Raw genomic sequence first — 26,124 nt, 5'->3', positions numbered from 1 at the left:
CATCACCATGACCATTCACTCTACGCATAACAGTCAAACCCGCGTTGCAGAGTCGGGTAAGTTTAAAAAACAGCTGACCCTAACCGATCTCACCTTTATCGGCCTGGGGGCAATTTTCGGCTCCGGATGGTTATTCGCCGCCAGCCACGTCGCATCCATCGCTGGTCCGGCCGGGATCGCATCGTGGGTGATCGGCGGCTTTGCGGTGCTGCTGCTGGGGATTGTCTATTGCGAGCTGGGGGCGGCGCTGCCGCGCGCCGGCGGCATTATTCGCTATCCGGTCTTTTCCCACGGCGAGCTGATGGGCTATCTACTGGGGTTCATCACCCTGATCGCTTTCTCCAGCCTGATCTCGATTGAAATTGTCGCCGCCCGGCAATATGCCGCCGCCTGGTTTCCGGCGCTGACCCAACCGGGCTCCAGTTCGCCGACGCTGCTGGGGTGGGTGGTGCAGTTCTTGCTACTCTGTTTCTTCTTTGCGCTTAACTACTACAGCGTTAAGACCTTCGCCCGATCGAACAACTTCATCAGCGTGCTCAAGTTTCTGGTGCCGCTGCTGGTGGTGGTGACGCTGTTCGCCTTCTTTAAACCGGAGAACCTGCACGCTCAGGGGATTGCGCCATTCGGCATGTCCGGGGTGGAAGCGGCGATCAGCGCGGGCGGAATTATCTTCGCTTATCTGGGACTGACGCCGATTATCTCGGTAGCCAGCGAAGTACAAAAGCCGCAGCGCACTATCCCTATTGCGTTGATTTTATCAGTGGTGCTGTCGACGATTATCTACGTGCTGCTGCAGCTGGCGTTCCTTGGCAGTATCCCCACCGAGATGCTGAACGGCGGCTGGGCCGAGGTGAGCAAACAGTTCTCGCTGCCGTATCGCGATATCGCCATTACCCTCGGCATGGGTTGGCTGGCCTTTATGGTGATAAGCGATGCGATTATCTCCCCGAGCGGCACCGGCAATATTTATATGAACGCGACGCCGCGGGTGATCTACGGCTGGGCGAAGGCCGGTACTTTCTTTAAGGCCTTTACCCATATTGATAAAGCGTCCGGGATTCCGCGCCCGGCGCTATGGCTGACCTTTGGGCTGTCGATTTTCTGGACGCTGCCGTTCCCCTCCTGGGAACAGCTCATTAGCGTGGTATCGGCAGCCCTGGTGCTGAGCTACGCCATCGCCCCGGTAACCGCCGCCGGGCTGCGCCGCAACGCGCCGGATCTGCCGCGGCCTTTCCGCGTGCGCGCCTTCGGCATCATCGGCCCGGTATCGTTTATGATCTCGGCGCTGATAGTCTACTGGTCCGGCTGGAATACGCTCTCATGGTTACTGGGGCTGCAAATCGTGATGTTTGTCGTCTACGTGATGTGCAAGGGTAAGGTGCCGGAACATACCGTGAGCCTGGCGCAGCAGGTTAAGTCTTCGCTGTGGCTGATCGTTTTTTATGCGTTGATTATCCTCTTTTCCTGGCTGGGCAGCTTCGGCGGGCTTAATGTTATCGGTCACCCCTGGGATACGGTGCTGGTGGCGGCGATGTCGTTGGGGATTTACTACTGGGGCGCGCGCAGCTGCCTGCCGCAGGCTAACTTTAGCGGAGACGAAGAAGAGTAAAGGAGAACAGTATGGAGTCGGTAACTCTATCGTTACCTGAAGCTTATGACCTGGCGCTGGAGGTACTCAGCGCCAATGGATTTAGCGCCGACCACGCGGCGGCCATTGCACGTAATGTGGCCGCCGGGGAGCGCGACGGCTGCGCTTCCCACGGCCTGTGGCGGCTGTTGGGCATTGTCGATACCTTGCGTAAAGGTAAGGTATCGCCTGATGCCGAGCCGCAAATCCACGATCAGGCGCCGGCGATTGCGCGGGCGGACGCCGGCGGCGCTTTTTCGCTGCTGGCCTACGAGCGCGCGCTGCCGTTACTGCTGGAGAAGGCGCGGCACAGCGGCATTGCTGCGTTGGCGATTAACCGCTGCGTCCATTTTTCCGCGCTGTTTGCCGATATTGAGCCGTTGACCGAGGCAGGGCTGGTGGGGCTGGCCTGCACGCCAAGCCACGCCTGGGTCGCCCCGGCGGGCGGCACGCGTCCGCTGTTCGGCACCAATCCTATAGCTTTTGGCTGGCCGCGGCGGGACAAACCGCCGTTTATTGTGGATATGGCGACCAGCGCCGCGGCGCGCGGCGAGATACAGCTGTATCAGCGCGCCGGCAAAGCGCTACCTGAAGGGTGGGGAATCGACAGTCAGGGACGGCCAACGACCGATGCCGCAGAGGTGCTGAACGGCGCGATGTTAACCTTTGGCGGCCATAAGGGCTCGGCGCTGGCGGCAATGGTTGAGCTGCTGGCCGGGCCGCTTATTGGCGATATGACCAGCGCCGAATCGCTGGCGTGGGATAACGGCGCGGGAGGTCTCCCTTACGGCGGCGAGCTTATCCTGGCGCTGGATCCGCAGCGCTTTCTCGGCGCGCAGGCACAAGAGCAGCTGGAGTGCGCCGAAACGCTGTTCAATGCGATGCAGGATCAGGGCGCGCGGCTGCCGGGCGAGCGGCGTTTCGCCTGCCGCCAGCAGAGTGAGCGGCAGGGGGTCGCCATCAGCCGTTCATTGCATGATGAGATTTGCGCCTTGCGCCAGGGTGGATAAGGCGCGAAGCGCCGTCCCCCGGGACATCCCCCGGCTTGCGCTACGCTTAGCCGGGCTACCGAACGTCGCGGGTTGTGTAGCCGGGGTAAGGCGCGAAGCGCCGCCACTGGGGCATCCCCCTGCTTGCGCTACGCTTAGCCGGCTACCGAACGTCGCGGGTTGTGTAGCCCGGGTAAGGCGCGAAGCGCCGCCACCCGGGATGCCTGTCAAAACAGCGTGTCGAGCTCGTCCAGCACGTTGTAGTCGTCATCGACCAGCAGCAACGTCTTCCACTTATCAAAGGTCAGACAGGGGTGCGAGGTGCCGAACAGCAGAATATCGCCGACCTGCACATCGCTGCCTGGCGCCAGGCGCAGCATGCAGTGCTGATCCATGATGCCGATACTGACGATCGACTCCGCGCGCAGCGCTAACTGCTGGCCGTTACGATAATGGGCGATCGGCTGCGGCAGCCCGGCGTCGAAGGCGCAGTCGCGCTTGCCGAAGTTTACCACCGCGCGATCCGCCTCCGGCACCGATTGCACCATCGCCATCAGCTCCAGCGCTGATGTAAGATCGCCGGCGAGATCGCAGGCAATCGGATCGCGGGCGATCAGCTCTTGTTGTGCGAGATCGTAGATCCCGCGATCGTGGGTGATATAACAGCCAGGGCGGATGACGATACGGCAGCGGCGCGGTTTTGCCGCCGCCAGCCAGATGTTGCACACCACGTCATACCAGACGGTGCCCGCGCCGGTGAGAATAAATTCGCCGTCAACCAGCGGCTCCATGCGGCAGGCAAGCGCCGCGGCCTGTTGTAACAGCGCTTCCACCTGCGGTTGCGGATCGTCGCCGTGCAGCACCCCTTCATACAATTCCAGTCCGCGTAGCCGTAACCCCGGCAGATCGCTTACCCGCTGCGCCAGCGCCAGCGCGTCATCAACGCTACGACAGCCGCAGCGCCCGCCCGGCACGCCAAGTTCAATCAGCACATCCAGCGTTTGTCCCTGGGCGGCGAAGAATGCGGAGAGGGCGCGCACGTTGGCCTCGCTATCGACGCAGCAGATAAAATCCACTGCCCGATAGTGGGCTTTTAGCTGCGCGACCACCTGCATATTGGCCTTGCCGACCAGCTGATTGACCATCAGGACGCGTTGGACGCCGCTGGCCATCGCCGCGCTCGCCTGCCAGGCGCTACCCACGCCAATCCCCCACGCTCCCGCTCGCTGCTGCGCCTGAAAAATCCATGGCGTCATTGTCGTTTTACCATGCGGCGCCAGCGACACGCCGCGGGCGTCGGCGTAACGCTGCATCCATGAAATATTATTTTCCAGCGCCGACTTTTTTAGCAGCGCGGCGGGTAGACAGACCTCTTCCGCCAGCAGATTAGCCGGCGCGGACATGAGGGCGGATTTGTGCGGGATGAGCGGTGCTGAATGGTATTTCATAACACTATCCTTTCAGGGGTTATAATCGGTTAGTCACTTGGTATCATTTGTAACTATTTGATAAATATATTTTTAATATAAAAATGTTATTCGTTTTGAATAAAAGTATCACAAAATGATCTGGGTTTTGCGTAGTTTTCCACTGTTTTTTGCGCTTGTAAATGGTTAACTTATCGGCATGTCGAAAGGGAGTAATTGCTATGAAAGTTGACTGGCTTTTCAAAAACGTCACGGTGATCGACGGGAGCGGCGGGCCGCAATACCGTGCTGATGTGGCGGTGAAGGGCGACCGAATAATGGCTATCGCCCCGGCGCTGAATGTCGCGGCGGAGCAGGTGATTGATGGCCAGGGGCGGGTACTGGCGCCGGGCTTTATTGATGTGCATACCCATGATGATATCAACGTTATCCGTATGCCTGAGTACTTGCCGAAACTCAGCCAGGGGGTGACGACGGTGATCGTCGGCAACTGCGGGATCAGCGCGGCGACCGCTACCATGCGCGGGGAAGTGCCGGACCCGATGAATCTCCTCGGCGAGCAGCAGCACTTTATCTATCCCACCGTGGAGGCTTATGCCCACGCGGTGGAAGCGGCGCGACCGTCGTTGAACGTCGGCACGCTAATCGGTCACACCGCGCTGCGCAATAACCATATGGACGATCTGTTTCGTCCGGCGAGCGAGACGGAAATCGCCGGTATGCGCGTACAGCTACGCGATGCGCTGCGCCAGGGAGCATTAGGGCTCAGTACCGGGCTGGCCTATGCCAGCGCCTTCCAGTCGACTACCGAAGAGGTGATGGCGCTGGCGGAAGAGCTGGCAGCCGGGAAGGGCATCTATACCACCCATTTACGTTCAGAGTTTGAGCCGATTCTCGAGGCGTTGGATGAAGCCTTCCGCATCGGCCGCCACGGCAACGTGCCGGTGGTGGTTTCGCACCACAAGTGCGCCGGGGCGAAAAACTGGGGGCGTACCAAAGAGACGCTGGCGTTTTTCGATGAGATGCGCCAGCAGCAGGATATCGCCTGCGACTGTTATCCCTACTCCGCCAGCTCGTCGACGCTGGATATGAAACAGGTGACCGATGAGTTTGATATCGTGATCACCTGGTCCGAAGCGCAGCCGGAGCAGGCGGGGAAAACGCTGCAGCAGATCGCCAATGAGTGGCAGGTGAGCCTGCACGACGCCGCGGCGCGGCTGATGCCGGCGGGCGCTATCTACTACAACATGGATGAGCAGGACGTACGGCGAGTGATGCGCTATCCGGTCACCATGATTGGCTCTGACGGGCTGCCGAACGATCCGATGCCGCATCCGCGCCTGTGGGGCGCCTTCCCGCGGGTACTCGGCCACTATAGCCGCGACGAGCAGTTATTCCCGCTGACTACCGCGGTACACAAGATGACCGGGCTGTCGGCGGCGCGCTTCCAGTTGGCGGATCGCGGGCTGGTGAAAATCGGCTACTTTGCCGACCTGGTGCTGTTTGACCCGCAGACGGTGCGCGATGTCGCCAGTTTCTCCGATCCGAAACGACCGGCGGACGGCATTGAGGCGGTGATGGTCAACGGCGTGATGAGCTACGGCAGTGATAAGAAAATTACCGGGCGGGCAGGGCGTTTCCTGCGCCGTCGGATGGACTAAGGAGTTGAGTATGAGTATCAAACGTTATGGCGTAGAAGGCGGTACCGGCACCGGCGGTCAGCATCTGCCGTTTGCCCGCGCGGTGGAAGCCGGCGGCTGGCTATATGTCTCCGGGCAGACGCCGATGAAAAATGGCGAAGTCGTGGAAGGCGGCATCGTCGAACAATCGCGGCTGGCGATCCAGAACTGCGTCGACATCATGAGCGAAGCCGGTTACGGCCTGGCGGACGTGGTACACGTGAAAGTGATCCTCACCGACGCGCGCTATTTCCAGTCGTTCAATAAGGTATTTCGCGAGTTCTTTGGCGATAATCCGCCAGCGCGCATTTGCTGCGTGGCGGACCTGGTGGTGGATTGCAAAGTTGAAGTGGATGTGACCTGTTTTAACGCTGCGCGACAATAACGCCTGACGGAAAAAAAATAATTCCCTCCCTTTCCGGGGGGGATCATCAAAAAAATGTGATATCGGCACCAGAGTGAATAAATAAATCGGTGCCACTGGGTTCGCTATGCCTTTTTTCAGGCATGGTTCCTGTTAACTCATAATATTCAGCGGCACGAATATTATTTATTACGTCTGGATGTGAGCCATGAATAATATGTCATTTATGATTTGGTTTTCCGTTTATGCCTGCGCGATGATTACCTTAGGTTGGTACGTTTCGCGCAAACAGAAAACCGGCGAAGACTTTTTACTTGGCGGTCGTTCGCTGCCGATGATCCTCACTCTCGGTTCGACGGTCGGCACCATGGTGGGGACCGGCTCCAGCGTCGGCGCCGTCGGCTTTGGCTACAGCAACGGCTGGGCCGGGATGCTTTACGGCCTTGGCGGCGCGGTGGGGATCCTGCTGGTGGCATGGTTATTCGCACCGGTACGTAAACTTCGCTTCATGACCATGAGTGAAGAAATGTCGTATTACACCGGCGGCAGTAAAATTATCAAAAACCTCGTCGCGATACTTATTTTTATTGCCTCTATCGGCTGGCTGGGAGCGCATATATTAGGCGGCGGATTATATCTGGCGTGGGCCAGCGGCATTGATATTAATGTCGCGAAAATTATTATCGCGCTGGCTTTTGTGGTTTATGTCGGTATCGGCGGCTATTCCGCGGTGGTGTGGATCGATACCATTCAATCAATCGTGCTGTTCGTCGGCTTTATTTTAATGGCGGTGCTGGCGGTTCATCACGTTGGCGGCTGGAGCCATATTCAGCAGGCCGTCGATCCGGCGGCGCAAAGCCTGTTCGCGGTCGATAAATTAGGCGTGTTGCCGGCGCTATCATTGGCGATGGTGATTGGCGTCGGCGTGCTGGCGACGCCTTCTTATCGCCAGCGTATTTACTCGGCGAAGACCGTCTCCTCGGTGCGCCAGTCCTTTACCATTACCGGCCTGCTGTATTTGGGATTTTCCTTCCTGCCGGCGATCATCGGTATGGCGGTATGGACCATGAACCCGCAGTTGGAGAACAGCGGCTTCGCCTTCTTGTTTGCCACCCAGGTGCTGCCGCCGGTGCTGGCGATGGCGATCCTGATTGCCGGCATGTCGGCCAATATGTCTTCCGGTAGCTCTGATGCCATCGCCGCGGTGTCCATCATGCTGCGCGACCTCTACACCCTGGTGACCGGCCATATGCCCGCGCCGGAGAAAGCCATTCGCCTGTCGCGGATCTTCCTGGTTCTGGTGATTGCGCTGGCGCTGCTGTTTGCCCTGACCTCCAACGACATCATCAGCTACATCACCAAAATGATCTCGATGATTATGTCCGGCATGTTTATCTGCACCATGCTTGGCCGCTTCTGGAAACGTTTTAACTGGCAGGGCGCGGTCGCCGCGCTGGCCGGCGGCGCCGGGGCATCGGTTGCGGTGCTGGTAGATAGCGACTGGTTAGCTTTCTGGGGCAACCCGTGTATTCCGGCGGTACTGACGAGCCTGGTGGCTTCGGTGGTGGTGACGTTACTGACCCCGGCCAGCAGCATGAGCCGCGAGCAGGCGCTGGAGATGATTACCCGCGAGCGTGAAAGCCGCCCAACGCCGCCGCCGCTGCCGATTGGCAAACGTCATACCTCACGCGGGTAAGGGGCAATCATGAACGAGTATATTGCCGTCGATTGGGGCTCTACGCAGCTGCGGGCATGGCGGATGCGTGATGGCGAATGCATCGACAAGCTGAAGCTGCCCTGCGGCGTCACGCGTCTGAACGGGCAGCGCGCCGAAGCGGTATTTCAGCAGCAGCTGGCGCCGTGGCGCGGCGACCCCGCGCTGCCGGTGGTGATGGCGGGCATGATCGGCAGCGATGCCGGTTGGCAACCGGTGCCTTATCTGGCCTGCCCGCTGGCGCTGGAGGCGCTCAACGGTCAGTTACATGAGGTGGCGGAAAACGTGTGGATCGTGCCGGGGCTGAAAGTGGCGCAGGCCGCAGATTACGACGTGATGCGCGGTGAAGAAACGCAGCTGCTGGGCGCCTGGCAACTGATGCCCGCGGAGTGTTACGTGATGCCCGGCACCCACTGCAAATGGGTGCAGGTGCAAAACGGCGTGGTGCGCCAGTTCGCCACGGCGATGACCGGCGAACTGCATCACCTGCTGCTTAACCATTCGCTGCTCGGCCAGCAACTGCCGGTACAACAACCCGATGACGCCGCTTTCGCTCTCGGTATGGAAAAAGGGCTAACTCAGCCAGCGCTGCTGGACGGGTTATTCAGCGCTCGGGCCGCGCGGGTGTTAGGTGCGCTGGCGGCGACTTCGGTGAGCGATTATCTCTCCGGGCTGTTGATTGGCGCGGAGGTGGCGACCTTTAGCGAACGCTATCGCGCCAGCCGCGTGGTGCTGGTTGGTGAGCACTCGCTCAGCACCCGTTATCAGCAGGCGATGGCGGCGCGCGGGTTAGCCGTTTCCTGTTGTTCCGGCGAGGCGGCGTTTCTTTCGGGTATAGCGAGGATGATTGATGGACAAGGTTAAACTGGTGGCGATTTTACGCGGTATTCAGCCTGGTGAGGCGGCAGAGCATATCGCCGCGCTTATCGAGGCGGGTTTTCGCTATATTGAAATTCCGCTTAACTCGCCGGACTGGCAGCAAAGTATTCCGGCGATGGTGCGCCAGTTTGGCGAGCGGGCGGTGATTGGTGCGGGGACGGTGCTGAAGGTTGAACAGGTTGATTTTCTGGCTGAAGCCGGGGCGAAACTTATCGTGACGCCCAATACGGCCCCGGCGGTGATCCGCCGCGCGGTAGATAAGGGGATGTTGGTGTGCGCCGGCTGCGCGACGGCCTCCGAGGCGTTTAGCGCGCTGGATGCCGGGGCGCAATGGCTGAAAATCTTTCCGTCATCGGCATTCGGCCCGGACTATATCCGCGCGCTGAAAGCGGTGTTGCCGCCGGAGGTGTCGGTGCTGGCGGTCGGCGGCGTGACGCCGGAAAACCTGCACAGCTGGCGTCAGGCGGGCTGCGCGGGGGCGGGGCTAGGCAGCGATCTCTACCGCGCCGGGCAGTCGTTGGCGCGTACCCGCCAGCAGGCGCAACGCTTTATCGCCGCCTGCGGTGATTAATCGCCGAGCGGCAGTCGGTCGACGCCGTCTCGGTGGTCGTCGAGCGCCAGCTTAATGCGGCGCAGGCGGTCTTTCGCCTGCGGTTTATTGGCCATCGCCAGCTCGGTGGCCAGCACATCCACCATCGCCAGCATCGCATAGCGTGAGGCGCTGGGCTTAAAGATATAGTCGTTTTCGCTCACCAGCAGCGGCAGCAATAAATCTGCCTGCGCCGCCAGCGGCGTTTCCGGCGGGGTAATAGCGACAATTTTCGCCCCGTATTGCCGGGCGATAGCGGCGCTTTCGATCATCTCTTTGGTATAGCCGCCGAGCGACAGCACAATCACCACATCTTTCGCCGTCACCGCCGAACTCATCATGCGAACCAATAGGCCGTCGTTCTGGCTGACTACCGGCAACCCGAGGCGGAACAGGCGATACTGGATCTCCTGCGCGCAGATGGTCGAGCCGCCGCCCATACCCAGCGCAAGCACCTGGCGGGCGCCGCTAATCCATTCCACCGCGCGTTTCAGCGCCGCAAGATCCAGCGCCCGGCGGTTGGTTTCCAGTACGCTGATAATCGATTCATAAATTCCCTGTACGCCTTCCAGATCCGGCACATCGAGAATAAAGCGCTGACCAATGGCCAGCGACTGGGCGAGCTTCATTTTCAGTTCGCGCACGTCTTTGCAGCCCAGCGCACGCGCAAAGCGCGTCACCGATGCCTGGCTGGTGTCGGTCAGGCGCGCCAGTTCGGCAATCGGCATTGCCGCCGCGGCGGCGACGTCGTCGAGAATAAACTGCGCAATGCGCTTTTCGGTCGCGGTCAGCGCCATAAAGCGGTCGGTGATGCAGGAGATGATATCGATCGAGTAGGCCATTCCGGGTATCAGGTTATGTATTAGGTTATGTATTGGGAATGGTACTTTGTACCATATGCCGGTGACAAAATCAGCGCGGCGCCTCTCGCGGCGCTAAAAATCAAGGCGCATCGCGCAGCGGGTTTCCGCCGTCAGGCCGTGCTCCGTTTCCAGCGCGCGTTTCGCCGCCAGCCCTTCGGGTAGGTGCAGTTCATTAAGGATGGTGAAGCCCAGCCGGGTATAAAATGGCGCGTTCCACGGCACTTCGCGAAAGGTGGTGAGCGTCACCGCCGGGAAGCCGTCGCGGCGGGCGTTGTCGATAGTTTGGCTAAGCAGGGCGCGGCCAATACCCTGGCCCTGCCACTGCTGATGGACGGAGATTTCTACAATAAACAGCGCATCGTCCAGCGGCTCGCTCAGCAGGAAACCGACGGGCCTGTCGTCCGCGAGCGCCAGCAGGCTATGGCCGGTTTCCAGGTATTGCCGGTGCTGTTCAACGCTCATTACCGGGCTTTCCGCCAGCCAGGCGAAAGCGGGAATGCGCGCAAAGGATTGTGCCGCCGAACGTTCCAGCGCGGGCAGCTGCGGCAGATCGCCTTCTTCAGTCAGGCGAAAAGTGATAGTGGGGTTTATAGTGTTAGTTTTCATCGCCTCAGCATAGCAGCCTCAGGGAGAAATGCATGGAGTTCACCGCCGTTCCTGCCGTCCAGTTTAGCGGCGCGCAGTTGACTACGATTTTGAATGACTGCTTTGCCGATTATCTGGTGCCGGTGTCGATGTCGGTAGATCTGTTTGTACAACGCTTTAGCGCCGAAGGGTTAAACCTGTTGCAGTCTAAGGTGTGGCTGGCAGGAGATGAACCGGCGGCTATCGGGCTCATCGCCCGTCGCGGGCGTGATGCGCGGCTGGCGGCCTTTGCTATACATCCCGGCTTTCGCGGCAAAGGACGAGGGCGACAATTGATGACCTCGCTTATCGCCGATTTACGCGCTCAGGGCGTACAGCGAATGTGGCTGGAGGTGATCCGCGATAATCACCGGGCGGTGGCGCTGTATCAGTCATTGGGCTTTACCGTGCGTCACGGGCTGTGCGGCTATCTCAGCGCGGGGCAAGCGGAGCCGCGTGAATCCAGCCTGGATGAGTATGATTTGCTGAGCCTGCTGCGTCATGCAAGCCTGGAGCTGGAAGGGCAACTGCCGTGGCTGCTGGATCCGCTGACCTTTATTACCTTGCCCTGTCGGGCGTTGACGCTGCAGCAGCAGGCCTTCGCCGTACTGGCAACCACCGCCAGCAAGCCGCAGTTACAGTTTTTATGGCTGACGCCGGCGGCGCGCGGACGCGGGCTGGGGCGGGAAATGCTGCTCGCGCTGGCTCAACAGTTTCCGGGATTAAGCACTTCGGTGACCATCCCGGAAACCTTCACGCCGCTGTTTAAATCGGCGGGCTATGCGCCGCTGGCGCTGCAGCAGTACGAGATGTGCCTGCGCTTGAACTAGCCCGGCGCAGACGCCGGGCCGCAGGCGTTAACCTTCGCGACTGACGATTTTAATGTCGACCATACCAATGCCCAACTGGCGCGGCGCGTGGCCGACAATATTGCCTTCGTTGGTGGACTGGGGCTCCGGCGGAGTGATGGTTAAGGTGTTGCTGCGCGCCGGATTGTCGAAATGCAGCGTCGTCGTGGTCACTTCATTGGCTAAAGTAAGTACTTGCTCGCTTTTCCCGACGCGCACCGGTATTGGCTGGTTGGCGTTCGGGCCGAAGGCTTTGGCGGTGATCACCAGATCGAATTTTTCCGGCAGCGGTTCTTTATATTCAATCTTCACCTCGTCACCGAGCTGGGCATTAGACCAGCGTCCCCACAGCTCAGGCCGCGAGATGCCGCTGAACTGTTTGACCTCTTCCGGCGCGCCGGCGACATTAAACACAAAGCTATCGGCTTTGTAGCGAATATCGTTATCGACAATTTTCAACGTATCGACGTTGCCTTTATAGCGCTCCATATCGATGACGGTATCTTTAAAGGCGGTTTTGCCCTGCCACTGCGGCTTATCGACATGCTGTACTTTTTGTTCGCCGCCCAGTTGACCCTGAGAGACGCACCAGTCGGTGGACAGCGCCAGTTCCGGCCGCCACAGTTGGCCCATTTTGTAGCAGCGGTCGACCCATACGAAGTTGTCGCGCGGGGCGAAATCCGCCAGTTGGAAGCGTAGCGGCGCGGAATATTCGCTTTCCGGAATCGGCTCGACGCGCTGATCAGAGACCCGCAGCAGCAGCGGCAGACGGAAGTGGCTACCGGAGAATGCGATCATGTTCTTCTGCGAGTCGATGCTGAAATTCTTCATCTCTTTCGGGAAATTCCACAGACGAATGACGTCCGGTTTCCATGCCAGCACTTTCTCTTTCATGTTCATGAAGATAGTGGAGAGCGACTCTGCAGAAAGGCTGCTGCGGCCAAGGCCGATATAGTTATCGCCGCCGAGAATATCCAGCACCGTTGCGCCGTTATCCATGGTATTACGCTTCACGGCCAGCACATCCTGTTGAGGCTGGTCGCCGCGCAGGATAAAGAACAGGTTGCTGCGATCCTGTTTGTTCAGATAATCCCAGGCGGTGTTCTTCATCGCCAGATGATCGGACGAAACCACGATGACCGTATTTTTGAAGTACGGCGAGGCCTTAATCTTTTCAATCAGCGCGGCGATGTGCTCCTGGCTACAGGCCACGGCGCTGAAGGAGAGGTTCTTTTTGCCATCCATGTCATAGCGTTTACGCTCGCAGGTGCGTGAGATAAAGCCGTCAGGGTGGTGGGTATCGACGGTGAGAGCGAACAGCGAAAAGCGTTTGTCGGATTGGGAGAGCGCTTCGAACTTTTTCCACGTTTCGTCGAGCACGGTGTCGTCGTAGAAGCCCCAGTCGTTGCGGTAGGACGGGTCAGCCACCGTTGTTTTCAGCTCTTCCGCGCCGTACAGGTGATCGAAGCCGTGAGATTTGAGGAAAACGTCTTTACCGGCAAAACGCAGGTTGGCGCCCTGCACAAAGTAGTTTTCGTAACCGGAGTTTTTCAGGATATCGCCGAGACAGATATTTTGCGGAAAGAAGCTGGATACCGCCGCGGAAGCGTTGCCTTCGAACGGCGCGAACAGCGGAATACCGCACTGGGAAGCGACCATGCCGGCGATGGTGTAATCGGTGCCGGGAAGCTGCGCGGTGTTGCTGAAATCCAGCCCTTCGCTTTTGATTTTACCCAGTTCCGGCGTTAGTTCGGGGAAAGCCTCGTTATTGAAATAGGTGCGTTCCAGGCTCTCGCCGTAGATATAGACCAGATTCAGCTGCGGATTGTTGATGCTTTTCGACGGCTCTTTGTAGTAGGCCGCGAAGTCCGGATCGCCATCGCGGGACTGCGATTTCACGAGTTCGGTGATTTGGCGGAACGCCGGGCTGGCGTCGACGGAGGCCAGCGCCAGTACCAGCGCAATCAGGCTGTAGCCAAAGTGATGCGGATGATGCCGGCGACGGCGTAATATCCAGCCGAGAACGCCAAATACGGCGACCAGCGCCAGCACCAGACCGATACCCGGCAGAATATATTTACTGACGCCCGCGCCGGTCAGGCTGTTGGTCAGGGTATAGAGTACCGCATCGTTAATACCGTCGCCGGTGAAGTAGTCGCTGGCGTAAAGGGTGATATTAAGCACAACAAACAGCCCCAACACCGCCAGGGTGGCAGAGAACCACCAGGTGTTGCGACCGGCTTTCCAGGCATAGATCACCACCGAGGCGAGAAACAAGGCGATGGATAACAACTCTGACACAGCTAACCCTCGTATGCGCCAGCGGCGGGCTGGCCGGATAGATCGATTTTCACGCTACACTGTAATGGCAGCGCCTTTCTGCTGCAATTGTAGTGTCATGAAAGTGTGCTGTGATTCAGAATTGGTTTAGAAAGCGTCTTTTTTGTACGATGTCTCATCCTGTCGTCACGGGGAAAACAGGAGCAGAAAAGTAAAAATAGCGATTGCGGCCGCGCTGGCAACGCTAAAGCGCCAAACGCGGCATCGGCGGGGAACTTTAAGACAGGAAGTTAACGCCCTGTTTCAGTACCAGGTCACAGGCTTTGGTCTTCACTTTTTCAGCCAGCGGGCTGCTACCCAGGGTGTTGAGATTCAACTGCTGGCCGTTATTACTGCTCAGCAATCCCTGTAGCCCTTCCAGATAACCGGTATCCTGTTTCTGTTTCTCCGGCGTGCTCAGGCCAAGCTTATCCAGTACCTGGTTTTTAACGTTGTCGGCGTTGGTGACCGAGGTCAGTTTTTTTTGCGCGCAATAAGAGAGAACGCCGGCGGCATTGTTCATGCTGCTGGAGGTGAGCGCCTGGTTGCCGCCGTTGAGCAGGCTGGTTAAGGACGACATCGACATACCGCCGCCGCTTTGCTGGGAACTGCTGCTGAGCTGGCTGGCGGCGCTATTGAGCGAGTCCTGCCAGGAGGCGGCGTAGGTAGGGGCCGCCATCAACGCGCCGGCTGCGATAGCGACGCAAAAAGCTGTCTGCAAAGATTTCATAAACGTACTCTTCGTCGTTACTTAAGAATCCCTTCAGTATAACGCCGCTTACGCTCGGAAATCTCTCAATACTCTTTACCGGTAACGCGATCGCGGTAGCTATCCCAGGTGAAATTCACCCACAGGCTATTGCCGAGGCGCATGCGATCCATAACGCGTTCGCCGAGCAGTTTGTTCATTTCATCCATGGTACTGTTAGTCAGCATGCCGGTTGGGCGTTTCGAGGAGGAGCGACGATCGACAATCTGGTTGATAATCACTTTCTCGTAGCGTGATTCGGTTTGCATACCGATTTCGTCGATAACCAGCAGATCGACCCGGCTCAGGTCGCTGAGCAGTTGCTCTTCGCTGGTTTCCCGATTACCAAAGGTATCTTTCATCGCCGACATAATATCGGCGACGGTGATGATTAATACCGATTTACCGCGCAGCAGCAGCTCGTTGCAGATAGCGGCGGCAAGATGATTTTTACCGGTGCCCGGCTTGCCGGAGAAGATGAAGCTCGCAATATTGCCGTCAAACTCTTCAACGTACTGGCGGGCGCGGGACAGGGCGATCATCTGCCCGTCGTTTTCGACCCGGTAATTATCGAATGAACAGTTCTGATGTAATGGACGGATCCCGGAGCGATTAAAGGTGCGCTGCATTTTCATCGCCCGATTTTCCCGCTCCAGCGCCTCTGAACGCAGCCTACCTTGCTCTTTTTGCCAGGCCAACAGCTCTTCGCCGGTTTTAAACGCCGGTTGCACGTGGGCTGGCATCATTTTTTGCAGGCGCTTCATGAGATCGCCAACGTTTTTCATGCTCATCCTCGGAAACCTCGCGGGATCTGGTTATCGGGTTCGCTAATAGCGTTCACATCGCGCTTCGGCTGCCCGCCGTTGCTGGCGCGGCCGATTTGCACGCTACGCGCCAGCTTCTGCTGCCACTGCACGTGGTGGAAAACTTTGCCTTCCGCCTGCCAGTAGGCGACGAAGGCGGCCAGTTCTTCCGGGGTGACCGGCTGCGTCAGGGCGATACCCCACAGCGCCGCCAGACGCTGAAAATCGGCATCCGGCTGCCAGCCGGCATACATGGCGAATTTTCCCATCGGCACGGCGACGGGCGCGGCGCTCGGCTCATCAAAGAACTGCGCATCCAGCGCGATATCGCTGGTGGGGCGCGCCAGTTTAGCTTCCAGCTCCAGCAGCTGCGCCAGGCGCTCCGGCGTCAGCGCGTAAAACGCCGGGGCGTTATTGGCAAATACGGCGACGGCGCCGCTGGCTGATTTTTGCAGCCTGGCCGCGTGGTTCTCGACGAAATCGTCAAGACCGCAAAAGTCGGTGGTTAAAATTCGTGAAGACATAACGCTATCTCAACTCTGAACAGCAAAGAGTGGGGGAATTGCTGACATAGTAGCATAGTGCGAGGCCAGGAAGCAGCGCTGGCGGTTACACGCGCGGGCGTTTGCGATAGAGCCACAGACCGGGAATAGACAGCCCGATAGAGAGCGCCCCGACGATGGAGGAGGCTTTTAAAAAGTTGCTCAACAGCATAATCATCATCTCTTCGGAGTAACCAAAATGGCTGATTTTGACGGCCGAGATCATCGCCGTATAAGCCGAAATCCCAGGGAACATCGGGATCACCGCGGCGACGGTAAATATCTTCGGGTGCGCCAGATACCAGCGCGACCACTGAATGCCTATACTACCGACCAGTAACGCGGCGAGAAAGGTGGCCCATTCTATATTGAAGCCTGCGCTCATCATCACCATCCGCGAGCCGTGGCCGATAGCGCCCAGTAACGCGCACCAGCGCAGCGCGCGCTGTGGGACGTTGAACACCATCGCAAAGCCGACAGCAGGGATGGCCGCCAGCGCCATATCCTGCGCCAGGTCGAAAAGATAAGAGATTATGCCCATCCGCGTAGCCCCCACATGGTCATTGCCATTACCACCCCGATACAGGTCGCCAGCGTCAGCAGGCTGGCGATCGCCCAGCGGGCCAGCCCGGTATTGATATGGCCCTTGAACATATCGGCCACGGCGTTAATTAACGGAAAGCCGGGAACCAGCAACAGCACGCTGGCGGCCATGGCGATAGTCGGCGTCTCGCTAAATGCCGGCAGACGCAGCATCAGCCCGGAAATGGTGGTGGCGACAAAGGCAGTAATGCAGAAATTAATCTGCGGATGCATGGAACGGTGGGTTAGCAGTTGGCGAATATACATGGCGACGGTACTGGCGAAGAAGGTAACCACCGCGCCATCCCAACCGCCGTTGTTCAATTTACAAAAGCAGGCGCAGGAGAGGCCGACCATTAATACCAGTAGCCAGCGCGGGTAGCGTAAGGGTTTGATCTGCGAGAAGCGCTTCTCGACGTCTTTGTAATCCAACAGCTTATGTTCGGCCATGATCACAATATGCTGTACCTCCGTCACCACATGCATGTTAATTCCGCGATCGCTGTTTTTACGCGTGGAGGTGAGACATTCGCCGTCTTTAATCGTGGTGAGCACGATCGCATTAGAGGAGATAGCGCTTTCAACGCTATCCATACCTAACGCCCGCCCGAGGCGGGTAGAAAGCTCCTCAACCAGCGCGCTTTCCGCACCGTGCTGGAGTAAGTAAAGGGCACACTGGATGCACAACCGGGTGACGGCGCGCTGCTCTGATTTATCTGCCTGCATAAGTACCTGCTGTCCGCGTCTCTATTGATACTTGTACCTGAACTCCACCCCGTTGTGCGGCGTGCCGGATCAAACAATGTGCAAAAATTGCTCCATCAATGGCGTTGGCTGAAATTTGAACCGCGCCACACTTTCACCACTTCGTTGGAAAGTGCAATTTTTACCGCCATTCATCCCTTCTTTTTCCCGTTTGAGTTATCAAAAATGCATCCAGGAACTTTTAGCAAACAAAAAATAAACAAATAATTAACCTTTGAGAGCGAGTACCCCATGAGAACACAGGTTGCCATTATTGGCGCGGGCCCTTCGGGGCTACTGTTAGGCCAACTGCTGCATAACGCTGGTATTCATACCGTCATCCTTGAGCGTCAGAGCGCGGAATATGTTCTGGGACGTATACGGGCGGGGATCCTCGAAAACGGTACCGTCGAGCTATTGCGCGAAGCGGGGGTAGCAAAGCGAATGGATGCGGAAGGGCTGGTTCATCATGGCGTGGAGTTTTTATTTGAAGGCCAGCGGGTACCGGTACCGCTCAGCGAGTTGACCGGCGGTAAAAGCGTGATGGTCTACGGCCAGACCGAAGTCACCCGTGACCTGATGGCGGCAAGACGCGACAGCGGCGGGCCGATTATTTATGGCGTTAGCGAGGTGGCAATCGAGGATGTTAAGAGCGACCGACCGGTGGTCTCTTACGTGAGCGGCGGCGAAAAGTGTCGCCTGGAGTGCGATTTTATTGCCGGTTGCGATGGTTTCCACGGCGTTTCGCGGCAAAGCATTCCACGTGACATTCTCAAAGAGTATGAAAGCGTGTGGCCGTTTGGCTGGTTAGGTTTGCTGGCGGACACGCCGCCGGTAAATCCGGAGCTGATTTACGCCCATCACGAACGGGGATTTGTATTATGTAGTCAGCGCTCACTCACTCGCAGCCGCTATTATCTGCAGGTGCCGTTAAGCGATAACGTCTCGGCATGGTCAGATGAACGCTTCTGGAATGAGTTAAAGCGGCGTCTGCCGGAGGATCTGGCAAGTAAGGTAGTGACTGGTCACTCACTTGAGAAAAGCATTGCGCCGCTGCGCAGCTATGTCGTCGAGCCGATGCAGTATGGCCGGCTATTTCTGGTCGGCGATGCTGCGCATATCGTACCGCCAACCGGCGCGAAGGGGCTTAATCTGGCGGCGTCGGATGTCAATTATTTATGGCGGATCCTGCGCGAGTATTATCGCCATGGCCGTGCGGACCTGCTTGCGAGCTATTCGCGCTTCGCTCTCGACCGCGTATGGAAAGGGGAGAGATTCAGCTGGTTTATGACTCGCCTGCTGCATGACTTCCCTGAACAAAGTGATTTCGATAAAAAAATGCAGTCCGCCGACCGCCGCTACTATCTGGGGTCTCGCGCAGGGCTGACGACGATTGCCGAAAATTATGTGGGTTTGCCGATGGAGCAGGTAACGTAACGGCTAACGAAAACCGGAGATGCCATGTCGACCGCAAGTACGATCCCTGTTTTTAAATTATATGGCGAAGAGCGCGGTTGGCCGACGCCGGATCTGCTGCATTGTGAATCCATTTTGCAGCGCAGCAGCCTTTATGAGTGGCATATCCGCGTGCATCAACATGCCGAAATGGTGCAGCTATTATATCTGCACAAGGGGCGCGCTGAAATCGAAGTTGAGGGCGCGACGAGGGTCATGACCGAAGCCTGTATTCAGGTTGTGCCGGCATTATGCATTCATGGCTTCCGTTTTTCCCCCGGTACTCAGGGATTTGTCCTGTCGCTTTCACTGCCGCTGCTGAGCCGCTTTGAAAGCCAGTTTGGTCGAACGCTTGATGTGCTATCACAGCCGCAGTGCGTGGCGGTAAAACGCTCACGCGGCCATATTCACTCGCTGTTTACCGCTTTGCGTGAAGAGTACTGCGAGGAGCATGATGCGCGAGAAATGATGCTGCATTCGCTGCTGGGGGCGCTCCTGGTCTGGTTAAACCGCCAGTGTCAGCCGACATCGGTGACAGAAGACAAAGCCGAACGTAAGCGCAGCGTCATGCGCCATTTTTCCCGCCTGATTGAAAGTCATTACCGGGAACATTTGCCGCTGGCTGAATATGCAAAGCTAGTGGGGCTTTCCACAACGCATTTAAATTATTTGTGTCGTGAATTTCATGGCTGCAGCGCATTAGGCGTCTTACATCGACGCTTAATGTTAGAAGCGCGGCGTAACCTGCAATATACCAGCATGACCATCACACAACTTTCTGATTATTTAGGGTTTACTGACGCTGCTTATTTTTCGAGATTCTTTCGGCGATATAATGGCGTCTCGCCAAAAGCATTTAGGAAAGAAATTAAATAAGTTATTTATTTAATTCTTAAGGTAATTTTTCTAATGAGGGCTTTAATTTTTTCTAATTTATTGATGGCATCATTTTGTGTTAGGGTAAATCGTTGGTGAGAGTAATAGTTATATATCCCTCACGGTTATGGAATTAACTTCAGGGCGTGCATTATGCCCACCAGGGACGATAAAGATTCAGTAGGTGAAATAATATTATAGTAGCCATTCATCCGTCATTTATTTCGGGTGTGAATCTTTGACAGGATGCGGAGGTTTTATGTTGCCAGGACAAGGTAAATTTGGCGTCATTATTAGTAGAATACCGGTTATGCAATCCGGCCTGAAGGCTATTTTAAGGGAACATCTTCCTGATTACGAACTAAGTTTCTGTGGTTCGCAGGATGAACTCACGTTACTGCAGCTTCGCCGCGCCGTACTGGTCGTCGTTGACCTCTCCGGACACATTGAACGCCCGCGAGATATTTGTGAGCATTATTATTCGTTAATGAATCAATACCGGGATATTCACTGGATTTTTATGGTTGGCCACTCCTGCTTCCCTTTGGCAGTCGAGTTTCTCATGCGGCCGGAGAGTTCGCTGATTTCTGATAGCGAGCCGGTAAGACGTTTCATTGAAGTCATCCGCGCCGGCAAACTTTCTGCTGAGAGAATTAGCCAGACACTTTTTTCACCCGAGATGGATAACTTAGGTGATGACGCTGGCGAGACGGTCATCTTAACTTTTTCAGAACGCAAAGTTTTGCGGCTTCTGGCAAAAGGGTGGGGAATTAACCAGATTGCTGCCTTGTTGAAAAAGAGCAATAAAACGATAAGCGCGCAGAAAAATAGCGCCATGCGCCGACTTTCGTTACGCAGTAATGCAGAAATGTATGCCTGGATCAATAGCGCTCAAGGAATGAAGGAACTGAATCTGTATTCAGCCTATGGAGATAACACGGAATGGAAAAAAATCTCACAACACGATGTGTCGCTATCGTAGAAAAATGCGCAATGACTGAGACGGCGCTTCGTTACATTTTAAGTAACGATGCGGGTAAAAGATATAGCATTCATTTTTATAAAGATACTCAGGCTCTAAAGCGCGAATTCGCTTCCAAAAACTTTATTGCCGTTATTTTTTCTCTTTCCGGTAGCAGGCGTATTCGTCTGGAAAGCCTGCTCTTCTTACACGAGATTGCGCAAACTCGTCCCGAAATACAGCGAATCGTACTGGCGGATAATACGGCGGAAATGCGTCTGATCAGCCATCTGACGCCATCAAGCCCGCAAACTATCCTCAATAAATCATCTTGTCTTACTCGCCTGCAAGAACGTTTACTGCAGCTAATTGAACAGGCGCCGCTGGACAAAGAAAGTATTCTCAATCGCAGCTATAGCTCCTGCGGGCAAATTCTTAGCCCAACCGAGCATACGATCCTGCGTTACATGACTTACGGCTATTCACTGCCCGAAATAGCCACCCGGCTTGATAGAAATATCAAAACCATTCGCGCGCATAAATTTAATGCAATGACCAAACTGGGTGTGAACTCTGACATTGGCTTGCTCAGCGCGGCAGACATTCTGCTGTGTCTGCCGGCTAATAATGACGACGGCCGGGGAATGCGCCTGGCGCAATAACTGGCAATCTACAGGCAGACGTCGACCCAGTCGGCTTCTGTCAGTTGCGCCATACGTTCAGGCGAAATTCGTACCGCGCTATGAATTGCCCCCGCTGCCGGCAGAACTTCGGAATACTGCTTGAGCGAGACATCACAATAAACCGGCAGTGGATTTTCCAGGCCAAACGGGCAGACGCCGCCGACGGGATGGCCAGTCAGCGTAACAACTTCATCACTACTAAGCATGCGCGCTTTCGCCCCGAAAGCGTCTTTCAGTTTTTTATTATCAAGCCGGGCATCACCTTTGGCGACGATCAATATAACCTGGTCTTTTACTTTTAAAGATAAAGTCTTAGCGATTTGCCCCGGTTCGACCCGATGCGCGGCGGCGGCAAGCGCAACGGTCGCCGTACTTTGATTCAATTCGATGATTTCAATATCGGGGGCATGTTCAGCAAAAAACTGCCTCACGGACTGCAGACTCATGGGGTTCTCCTGATAGTTATCCGCTTAAATCTGTCACAAGGCCGGAAATCTGTAAATATTGTCGATAGATAATCAGGAATTATTCTGATTTCTGGATCTTCTTCACAATCACCGCAACCGGTTACTGTAACCGGTTGCAGTATGGCGTTCGTCGATGAATACTGACAAGGTAACTCCCTGTAGCAAAGATAACTAACAGCCGCGCGTGAGATATTTCTGCTGACAATATGGCGACCTTTAATTCCGATTAGCCACTGTCGATACGTAGTTAATTTCAGCATAGCGGCAAGATTACCGTTGTTGGGCCTGTTTCGATAGCCTGTCAGGAGGGCTGCTATGTCTGCTAACCATGCTGCGTTTAATCTGATATTTCGCTTTGTAGAGAATTATATAAGCCCCGTTGCCGGGCGCATTTCTTCGCAGCGCCACGTCATGGCTATTCGTGACGGATTTATCTCGGCCATGCCGTTTATGATCGTGGGTTCCTTTCTCTTAGTCTTCGCTTATCCGCCTTTTTCGCCGGATACTACCTGGGGCTTCGCCCGCGCCTGGCTGGATTTGGCTAAAGAGTTCGAAGGACGCATTCTGACGCCTTTTGATATGACCATGGGCATCATGTCCATTTATATCTGCGCGGCGATTTCCTACAACCTGGGCAAGCATTATGAAAAGGCGCACCAGCTCGATCCTTTCATGTGCGCCATGCTGTCGATCATGGCCTTTCTGCTAATCGCAGCGCCAAAAACCAATGGCAGTCTGCCGGTTGATAGTCTGGGCGGTACCGGGATATTCACTGCCATCCTGGTGGCGATTTACTGCGTGGAGATGATGCGATTCCTGAAGGCGCACAACATCGGGATTCGTCTGCCGGATCAGGTGCCGCCGATGATTAAAAACTCTTTCGATCTGCTGATCCCGGTCCTGGTAGTGGTACTGACGCTCTATCCGCTGAGTCTGTTTATCCAGCATCATTTCGACATGCTGATCCCGCAGGCCATCATGGCTATCTTTAAACCGCTGGTATCCGCCGCGGATTCATTACCGGCCATTCTGCTGGCAGTGTTGATTGGCCACCTGCTGTGGTTCGCAGGGATTCACGGGGCGGCGATTGTCTCCGGCATGCTGCAGATGTTCTGGCTCACTAATCTGGGGATGAACCAGCAGGCCCTGGCGCAGGGCGCGCCGCTGCCGCATATTTTTATGGAAGCGTTCTGGACGTTCTTCATCGTTGTCGGCGGTTCCGGCGCAACCATGGGGCTGGTGTTCTGCTATCTGCGCAGCCGTTCCGCGCATTTGCGCTCTATCGGCCGTTTAAGCGTGGTGCCAAGCCTGTTTAACATTAACGAGCCGGTTATTTTCGGTACGCCTATCGTGATGAACCCGGTATTCTTTATTCCGTTCCTGCTGGCGCCGGTGGTTAACGCGGTGATTGCCTGGGCGGCCATGAAGTTGGATCTGATCGGTCGTGTTATCTCCGTCGTGCCGTGGACGGCGCCGGCGCCGATTGGCGGCGCATGGGCGTTGGGATGGGATTTCCGCGCGGCGATTCTGGTCGTTGTCCTCGCTTGCGTATCGGCTATCATCTACTTCCCGTTCTTTAAAGTGTACGAAAAGCAACTGCTGGCGCAGGAAGCTGAAGAGGCGCAGCGCGCGGCGCAGGAGAACGAGCAGACCGCATAAAATGACAACGGGCGGCATATTGCCGCCCGTCAGGTAATTACTTTAACGTGCAGTCGCCGCATTGTTGAACGTCCGGCAGGCGATAACGCTGACAGCAAGTTCGGCGTACCAGCAGCCCTTCGCGCAGGACTACCGTTCGCCACAGCGGGTTATCCTCGCCACTGGCCTGCTGTTTTGCAAAAAAACAGTGTTGACGTAGCGTGTTCACCTGCTCGTCGCCAAGCAGATTTTTCATTTCACCGAGATACCAGTTAATCAGATAGCCGGTATTGCTCCAGATAAGCTTACCGTTAATGTCGCCGGTAGCTTCCAGCGCTTCCACCACCGGTTTCAGGGCTTTATTGACCAACATATCCATACGCGCTTGCGCGGGAAGCATCAACGCATCATGGTCGGCATGCACGTCAATCCAGAAGCAAGCCGCGCGCCCGCTTTCATGGAATTCAACGCGAAAATGCTCTGGTTCAAGGCTAATAGCCTGTTCTTCAGTTAGCAACGCCAGCATTAGCGGCGGCACCAGCAGGCCGATATACCACTGCGCCCACAGTGAAAGCAGGGGTTTTTGTTCGCGCGGCTGGCTGGGCTGATGGCGATAAATGTGATCGCCATAGGTGGCCAATAACGAAATGAGGGTGGTCGGTTGCGACCATTCCGTGAGGGTTAGGGCAAGCGGCGGCGCTTCTTCATCCAGGCGCAGAAAATCCAGCAGATGCGGGCGTACCGCCGCGATCTTTTCCCGTACTGCATTCGCCAATGCATGCTCGACGGGCGCAAGCGGCGCACGCCAGATGATGTCATCGCTGAAGGAGAAGGTACGGTAAGCCATCAGATTTCCAGATACAAATCTAAATGATAATGATTGCTGATACTAGTTGTTCGTTGCAGGGAGCGCAAGCGATTTGTCAGCGCCGCATATCCCTCGCGGCGGGCTGGAAGCGTTAGTTGACGAGAATGATATTACGTCCCTGGTTTTTGGCTTCATATAGCGCGCTATCGGCGCGTTTTATCGCACTGTCGATGTCGCCACTCACCAGAGGGGTCATCCCGATACTGATAGTGACATGAGTGGCGACGCTTTCGTTAAAACGATGCGCGATTTTTAAATCGTAAACCCGTTGGCGAATACGCTCTGCTGTCTGGAAGGCGGATTCCGCCGAGCTGCTGGTCAGCACCACCATAAACTCTTCACCGCCAAATCGAGCGACGATATCGCGTGAACGCACGGAATTACGAATCGCCGCGGATACCTGGATTAGCGCCTGGTCGCCCATCATATGGCCATAGTTATCGTTGTAGGCTTTGAAATGGTCAATATCCAAAAGCAGGATGAAATGTTCGCAGGTATCCACTGCCAGGATGTTATCCATCCGGTTTTGCAGGCCACGGCGGTTATACAGGCCGGTTAATGGATCAAGCATACTGAGATCGTTCAGGGTGTTACGCTCTTGCAACAGTTTATCCATTAGCCCTTGGGTAAAATTATCGCTGCGCTTTTGCATAATGTTTTGCAACGTAATTCCAGCAACCGGCAGGACAAAGCAGTAAAACATCCGCATCCACTGTTCGCCGCCGGCCAGTACCAGACACACCATAAAAGTCGGTAGCGAATGTAGAGTAAAGGCAATGATATTGTTAGAAAAAGCGATAGTTCCAATAAACAGGATGCTTAATAAGGCAATAACCAGAAAGTTAAAATGTGGAGGTGGTAACAATGAGGCTTTTATTACGATGTGCCAGGCCCATAGCATGCCAAATAACAGAGAAATAACAGGAATATTTATTTTCTGTTTTGGAAATTTCCAATTCCATAACAAGAACCCCAGGCTGGCGGCACAGATCAGCGAACTCGGCAGCGTGACGGTGACAATGGTAAACAGCGGACTGAGGAGCGACAGAGCGGCAGAAACACAATTAAGTAATAAAAAAAGTCGTAAGGAATACTGATATTTTTGCTCGTAATGAGCCCGCCAGGTTTGTGCAGTCATATTGGTACTATCATTATTAGTAGTTAAGTTTCAAGATGATGGCTGCCAAAGGGGGAAAAATATAAAACAACACGTAATATAAGGCTATCTGCGCAAATGATCAGACAATGTAATATATAGATTTAATTTGCTTAATTTATCATCCCAGTGAATGTATGTCATTACTCCTGAATGCAAGAGTAATAAAAGTTAAACTCTCCGGCATGACAAATGATAAGAATTATCATATGATATTGGTTATCATTATCGTTGTGAGAGGCGAAACCATGTTGCAGCGAGCTTTAGGGAGTGGTTGGGGAATTCTGCTGCCGGGCGTACTGGTGATGGCGTTAGGCATGATTGGCCTGCCGGTGGAAGCCTGGCGCGTGATGATTGTGCTGGGGTTACTACTATCGGCGGCAATGATCTGGCACCGTCAGTTACGTCATTTCGTACTGTTGCCGTCAAGCGTAGCGCTGGTCAGTGGAATAATGCTGATCATGTTGAATTTGAAGCTGATGGGATAAAACAGAGAAGGGTAAGAATATTGGTGCGAGGGGGGGGACTTGAACCCCCACGTCCGTAAGGACACTAACACCTGAAGCTAGCGCGTCTACCAATTCCGCCACCTTCGCACAGTATTCTTAATCTGATATCGCCTCGTTGGTGCGAGGGGGGGGACTTGAACCCCCACGTCCGTAAGGACACTAACACCTGA

Annotated in this window: 28 protein-coding genes and 1 tRNA gene; 15 read left to right on the top strand and 14 right to left on the bottom strand. The window is 55.8% G+C overall.

Going from position 1 to position 26,124, the window contains the following annotated elements; translation table 11 throughout:
• Positions 1-7 precede the first annotated feature (7 nt).
• Together ABLU78_RS09935 and ABLU78_RS09930 are read left to right on the top strand one after the other, a co-directional pair.
• Complete coding sequence (locus ABLU78_RS09935) at positions 8-1,609, top strand: APC family permease (protein ID WP_015704301.1); 1,602 nt, start codon at positions 8-10, stop codon at positions 1,607-1,609.
• 11 nt (positions 1,610-1,620) lie between these two features.
• Positions 1,621-2,637: an Ldh family oxidoreductase gene (locus ABLU78_RS09930; RefSeq protein ID WP_048230078.1), complete on the top strand. Its 1,017-nt coding sequence runs from the start codon at positions 1,621-1,623 to the stop codon at positions 2,635-2,637.
• Between the two features lie 206 nt (positions 2,638-2,843).
• On the opposite strand, the gene ABLU78_RS09925 is transcribed toward ABLU78_RS09930, so the two are convergent.
• The gene (locus tag ABLU78_RS09925) at positions 2,844-4,064 is read right to left on the bottom strand and encodes an amino acid deaminase (protein ID WP_047041249.1); all 1,221 of its coding nucleotides are present in this window, start codon (positions 4,062-4,064) and stop codon (positions 2,844-2,846) included.
• A gap of 43 nt (positions 4,065-4,107) precedes the next feature.
• Positions 4,108-4,287: a hypothetical protein gene (locus ABLU78_RS09920; protein ID WP_042929906.1), complete on the bottom strand. Its 180-nt coding sequence runs from the start codon at positions 4,285-4,287 to the stop codon at positions 4,108-4,110.
• Between ABLU78_RS09920 and ABLU78_RS09915 the strand changes: the two genes are divergently transcribed.
• The 5 genes from ABLU78_RS09915 (at position 4,265) to ABLU78_RS09895 (ending at position 9,250) form a co-directional block, all read left to right on the top strand.
• A complete protein-coding gene (locus tag ABLU78_RS09915; RefSeq protein ID WP_048230079.1) occupies positions 4,265-5,704 on the top strand; it encodes a D-aminoacylase in 1,440 nt (479 codons plus the stop codon). The two genes, ABLU78_RS09920 and ABLU78_RS09915, sit on opposite strands and share 23 nt — an antisense overlap.
• Before the next feature lie 10 nt (positions 5,705-5,714).
• Complete coding sequence (locus tag ABLU78_RS09910; protein ID WP_015368415.1) at positions 5,715-6,107, top strand: RidA family protein; 393 nt, start codon at positions 5,715-5,717, stop codon at positions 6,105-6,107.
• 187 nt (positions 6,108-6,294) lie between these two features.
• Positions 6,295-7,782, top strand: a complete 1,488-nt coding sequence (locus tag ABLU78_RS09905) for a sodium:solute symporter family protein (protein WP_015368414.1) — start codon at positions 6,295-6,297, stop codon at positions 7,780-7,782.
• Positions 7,783-7,791: 9 nt separating this feature from the next.
• Positions 7,792-8,664 carry a 2-dehydro-3-deoxygalactonokinase gene (locus ABLU78_RS09900; RefSeq protein WP_048230082.1) on the top strand — a complete coding sequence of 291 codons (873 nt, stop codon included), beginning with the start codon at positions 7,792-7,794 and terminating at the stop codon, positions 8,662-8,664.
• Entirely contained in the window at positions 8,651-9,250 is a 600-nt protein-coding gene (locus ABLU78_RS09895) for a 2-dehydro-3-deoxy-6-phosphogalactonate aldolase (RefSeq protein WP_048230083.1), read from the top strand. Before ABLU78_RS09900 ends, ABLU78_RS09895 begins: the two co-directional genes overlap by 14 nt.
• Here the strand turns inward: ABLU78_RS09895 and ABLU78_RS09890 are convergent.
• Entirely contained in the window at positions 9,247-10,110 is an 864-nt protein-coding gene (locus ABLU78_RS09890; protein WP_015704308.1) for a MurR/RpiR family transcriptional regulator, read from the bottom strand. The genes ABLU78_RS09895 and ABLU78_RS09890 overlap by 4 nt on opposite strands.
• A 93-nt stretch (positions 10,111-10,203) precedes the next feature.
• A complete protein-coding gene (locus ABLU78_RS09885) occupies positions 10,204-10,737 on the bottom strand; it encodes a GNAT family N-acetyltransferase (protein ID WP_015704309.1) in 534 nt (177 codons plus the stop codon).
• 32 nt (positions 10,738-10,769) lie between these two features.
• Between ABLU78_RS09885 and ABLU78_RS09880 the strand changes: the two genes are divergently transcribed.
• The gene (locus ABLU78_RS09880) at positions 10,770-11,585 is read left to right on the top strand and encodes a GNAT family N-acetyltransferase (RefSeq protein WP_015368409.1); all 816 of its coding nucleotides are present in this window, start codon (positions 10,770-10,772) and stop codon (positions 11,583-11,585) included.
• Between the two features lie 27 nt (positions 11,586-11,612).
• Here ABLU78_RS09880 and opgB read toward each other — a convergent pair whose 3' ends face one another.
• The 6 genes from opgB to ABLU78_RS09850 form a co-directional block, all read right to left on the bottom strand.
• Positions 11,613-13,904 (bottom strand): phosphatidylglycerol--membrane-oligosaccharide glycerophosphotransferase, encoded by a 2,292-nt coding sequence (opgB, locus tag ABLU78_RS09875; RefSeq protein ID WP_048230084.1) that lies wholly within the window; start codon positions 13,902-13,904, stop codon positions 11,613-11,615.
• Between the two features lie 256 nt (positions 13,905-14,160).
• The gene (locus tag ABLU78_RS09870) at positions 14,161-14,652 is read right to left on the bottom strand and encodes a DUF2501 domain-containing protein (protein WP_015704311.1); all 492 of its coding nucleotides are present in this window, start codon (positions 14,650-14,652) and stop codon (positions 14,161-14,163) included.
• Between the two features lie 65 nt (positions 14,653-14,717).
• Positions 14,718-15,455 carry a DNA replication protein DnaC gene (gene dnaC / locus ABLU78_RS09865; RefSeq protein ID WP_015368406.1) on the bottom strand — a complete coding sequence of 246 codons (738 nt, stop codon included), beginning with the start codon at positions 15,453-15,455 and terminating at the stop codon, positions 14,718-14,720.
• A gap of 2 nt (positions 15,456-15,457) precedes the next feature.
• Positions 15,458-15,997 carry a primosomal protein DnaT gene (gene dnaT / locus ABLU78_RS09860; RefSeq protein WP_015368405.1) on the bottom strand — a complete coding sequence of 180 codons (540 nt, stop codon included), beginning with the start codon at positions 15,995-15,997 and terminating at the stop codon, positions 15,458-15,460.
• An 85-nt stretch (positions 15,998-16,082) separates the two neighbouring features.
• Complete coding sequence (locus tag ABLU78_RS09855; protein ID WP_015704312.1) at positions 16,083-16,556, bottom strand: threonine/serine exporter; 474 nt, start codon at positions 16,554-16,556, stop codon at positions 16,083-16,085.
• Complete coding sequence (locus ABLU78_RS09850; protein WP_015368403.1) at positions 16,547-17,323, bottom strand: threonine/serine exporter ThrE family protein; 777 nt, start codon at positions 17,321-17,323, stop codon at positions 16,547-16,549. The genes ABLU78_RS09855 and ABLU78_RS09850 overlap by 10 nt, the downstream gene beginning before the upstream one ends.
• Before the next feature lie 78 nt (positions 17,324-17,401).
• On the opposite strand from ABLU78_RS09850, the gene ABLU78_RS09845 reads away from it, so the two are divergent.
• The 5 genes from ABLU78_RS09845 to bglJ all read left to right on the top strand — a co-directional run bounded on the left by ABLU78_RS09845 (position 17,402) and on the right by bglJ (position 21,295).
• Positions 17,402-17,569 (top strand): hypothetical protein, encoded by a 168-nt coding sequence (locus tag ABLU78_RS09845; RefSeq protein ID WP_015368402.1) that lies wholly within the window; start codon positions 17,402-17,404, stop codon positions 17,567-17,569.
• 24 nt (positions 17,570-17,593) lie between these two features.
• Complete coding sequence (gene pobA, locus ABLU78_RS09840; protein ID WP_048230085.1) at positions 17,594-18,778, top strand: 4-hydroxybenzoate 3-monooxygenase; 1,185 nt, start codon at positions 17,594-17,596, stop codon at positions 18,776-18,778.
• 24 nt (positions 18,779-18,802) lie between these two features.
• Positions 18,803-19,672, top strand: a complete 870-nt coding sequence (locus ABLU78_RS09835; RefSeq protein ID WP_048230086.1) for a helix-turn-helix domain-containing protein — start codon at positions 18,803-18,805, stop codon at positions 19,670-19,672.
• Between the two features lie 259 nt (positions 19,673-19,931).
• Complete coding sequence (locus ABLU78_RS09830; RefSeq protein ID WP_015704315.1) at positions 19,932-20,654, top strand: response regulator transcription factor; 723 nt, start codon at positions 19,932-19,934, stop codon at positions 20,652-20,654.
• Positions 20,615-21,295, top strand: coding sequence for a DNA-binding transcriptional activator BglJ (gene bglJ / locus ABLU78_RS09825; RefSeq protein ID WP_032709832.1), 681 nt, complete (start codon positions 20,615-20,617; stop codon positions 21,293-21,295). The genes ABLU78_RS09830 and bglJ overlap by 40 nt, the downstream gene beginning before the upstream one ends.
• An 8-nt stretch (positions 21,296-21,303) precedes the next feature.
• Here the strand turns inward: bglJ and ABLU78_RS09820 are convergent, their stop codons facing one another.
• Positions 21,304-21,762 (bottom strand): YbaK/EbsC family protein, encoded by a 459-nt coding sequence (locus ABLU78_RS09820; RefSeq protein ID WP_032709833.1) that lies wholly within the window; start codon positions 21,760-21,762, stop codon positions 21,304-21,306.
• 336 nt (positions 21,763-22,098) lie between these two features.
• On the opposite strand from ABLU78_RS09820, the gene ABLU78_RS09815 reads away from it, so the two are divergent.
• On the top strand, positions 22,099-23,442 hold the full coding sequence (locus ABLU78_RS09815; RefSeq protein ID WP_032713269.1) for a PTS sugar transporter subunit IIC: 1,344 nt from the start codon (positions 22,099-22,101) through the stop codon (positions 23,440-23,442).
• Between the two features lie 37 nt (positions 23,443-23,479).
• On the opposite strand, the gene fhuF is transcribed toward ABLU78_RS09815, so the two are convergent.
• Positions 23,480-24,268, bottom strand: a complete 789-nt coding sequence (gene fhuF, locus ABLU78_RS09810; protein WP_032713270.1) for a siderophore-iron reductase FhuF — start codon at positions 24,266-24,268, stop codon at positions 23,480-23,482.
• 112 nt (positions 24,269-24,380) lie between these two features.
• Positions 24,381-25,427: a GGDEF domain-containing protein gene (locus ABLU78_RS09805; RefSeq protein ID WP_015368393.1), complete on the bottom strand. Its 1,047-nt coding sequence runs from the start codon at positions 25,425-25,427 to the stop codon at positions 24,381-24,383.
• 266 nt (positions 25,428-25,693) lie between these two features.
• On the opposite strand from ABLU78_RS09805, the gene ABLU78_RS09800 reads away from it, so the two are divergent.
• Complete coding sequence (locus ABLU78_RS09800) at positions 25,694-25,933, top strand: DUF1435 domain-containing protein (protein ID WP_032706671.1); 240 nt, start codon at positions 25,694-25,696, stop codon at positions 25,931-25,933.
• Positions 25,934-25,954: 21 nt separating this feature from the next.
• Here ABLU78_RS09800 and ABLU78_RS09795 read toward each other — a convergent pair.
• Positions 25,955-26,041 (bottom strand) — tRNA-Leu (locus ABLU78_RS09795).
• Positions 26,042-26,124: the final 83 nt, after the last annotated feature.

It is taken from the genome of Klebsiella sp. JN_Kp122 (genome assembly GCF_040062085.1).
GTDB lineage: Bacteria > Pseudomonadota > Gammaproteobacteria > Enterobacterales > Enterobacteriaceae > Klebsiella > Klebsiella aerogenes.
The sequence above is the reverse complement of the archived record's forward strand: the minus strand, read 5'-3'. Positions and strand labels throughout refer to the sequence as shown.

What these genes read in the sequence shown, in the direction of transcription:
- dnaT (WP_015368405.1), bottom strand. Translation starts at nt 15,997, where the DNA reads ATGTCTTCACGAATTTTAACCACCGACTTTTGCGGTCTTGACGATTTC.
- ABLU78_RS09870 (WP_015704311.1), bottom strand. Translation starts at nt 14,652, where the DNA reads ATGAAATCTTTGCAGACAGCTTTTTGCGTCGCTATCGCAGCCGGCGCG.
- ABLU78_RS09850 (WP_015368403.1), bottom strand. Translation starts at nt 17,323, where the DNA reads ATGCAGGCAGATAAATCAGAGCAGCGCGCCGTCACCCGGTTGTGCATC.
- ABLU78_RS09820 (WP_032709833.1), bottom strand. Translation starts at nt 21,762, where the DNA reads ATGAGTCTGCAGTCCGTGAGGCAGTTTTTTGCTGAACATGCCCCCGAT.
- ABLU78_RS09930 (WP_048230078.1), top strand. Translation starts at nt 1,621, where the DNA reads ATGGAGTCGGTAACTCTATCGTTACCTGAAGCTTATGACCTGGCGCTG.
- ABLU78_RS09890 (WP_015704308.1), bottom strand. Translation starts at nt 10,110, where the DNA reads ATGGCCTACTCGATCGATATCATCTCCTGCATCACCGACCGCTTTATG.
- ABLU78_RS09880 (WP_015368409.1), top strand. Translation starts at nt 10,770, where the DNA reads ATGGAGTTCACCGCCGTTCCTGCCGTCCAGTTTAGCGGCGCGCAGTTG.
- ABLU78_RS09815 (WP_032713269.1), top strand. Translation starts at nt 22,099, where the DNA reads ATGTCTGCTAACCATGCTGCGTTTAATCTGATATTTCGCTTTGTAGAG.
- ABLU78_RS09855 (WP_015704312.1), bottom strand. Translation starts at nt 16,556, where the DNA reads ATGGGCATAATCTCTTATCTTTTCGACCTGGCGCAGGATATGGCGCTG.
- ABLU78_RS09925 (WP_047041249.1), bottom strand. Translation starts at nt 4,064, where the DNA reads ATGAAATACCATTCAGCACCGCTCATCCCGCACAAATCCGCCCTCATG.
- ABLU78_RS09800 (WP_032706671.1), top strand. Translation starts at nt 25,694, where the DNA reads ATGTTGCAGCGAGCTTTAGGGAGTGGTTGGGGAATTCTGCTGCCGGGC.
- ABLU78_RS09910 (WP_015368415.1), top strand. Translation starts at nt 5,715, where the DNA reads ATGAGTATCAAACGTTATGGCGTAGAAGGCGGTACCGGCACCGGCGGT.
- ABLU78_RS09830 (WP_015704315.1), top strand. Translation starts at nt 19,932, where the DNA reads ATGTTGCCAGGACAAGGTAAATTTGGCGTCATTATTAGTAGAATACCG.
- ABLU78_RS09915 (WP_048230079.1), top strand. Translation starts at nt 4,265, where the DNA reads ATGAAAGTTGACTGGCTTTTCAAAAACGTCACGGTGATCGACGGGAGC.
- ABLU78_RS09905 (WP_015368414.1), top strand. Translation starts at nt 6,295, where the DNA reads ATGAATAATATGTCATTTATGATTTGGTTTTCCGTTTATGCCTGCGCG.
- ABLU78_RS09895 (WP_048230083.1), top strand. Translation starts at nt 8,651, where the DNA reads ATGGACAAGGTTAAACTGGTGGCGATTTTACGCGGTATTCAGCCTGGT.
- fhuF (WP_032713270.1), bottom strand. Translation starts at nt 24,268, where the DNA reads ATGGCTTACCGTACCTTCTCCTTCAGCGATGACATCATCTGGCGTGCG.
- ABLU78_RS09885 (WP_015704309.1), bottom strand. Translation starts at nt 10,737, where the DNA reads ATGAAAACTAACACTATAAACCCCACTATCACTTTTCGCCTGACTGAA.
- ABLU78_RS09900 (WP_048230082.1), top strand. Translation starts at nt 7,792, where the DNA reads ATGAACGAGTATATTGCCGTCGATTGGGGCTCTACGCAGCTGCGGGCA.
- dnaC (WP_015368406.1), bottom strand. Translation starts at nt 15,455, where the DNA reads ATGAAAAACGTTGGCGATCTCATGAAGCGCCTGCAAAAAATGATGCCA.
- ABLU78_RS09805 (WP_015368393.1), bottom strand. Translation starts at nt 25,427, where the DNA reads ATGACTGCACAAACCTGGCGGGCTCATTACGAGCAAAAATATCAGTAT.
- ABLU78_RS09935 (WP_015704301.1), top strand. Translation starts at nt 8, where the DNA reads ATGACCATTCACTCTACGCATAACAGTCAAACCCGCGTTGCAGAGTCG.
- pobA (WP_048230085.1), top strand. Translation starts at nt 17,594, where the DNA reads ATGAGAACACAGGTTGCCATTATTGGCGCGGGCCCTTCGGGGCTACTG.
- bglJ (WP_032709832.1), top strand. Translation starts at nt 20,615, where the DNA reads ATGGAAAAAAATCTCACAACACGATGTGTCGCTATCGTAGAAAAATGC.
- ABLU78_RS09835 (WP_048230086.1), top strand. Translation starts at nt 18,803, where the DNA reads ATGTCGACCGCAAGTACGATCCCTGTTTTTAAATTATATGGCGAAGAG.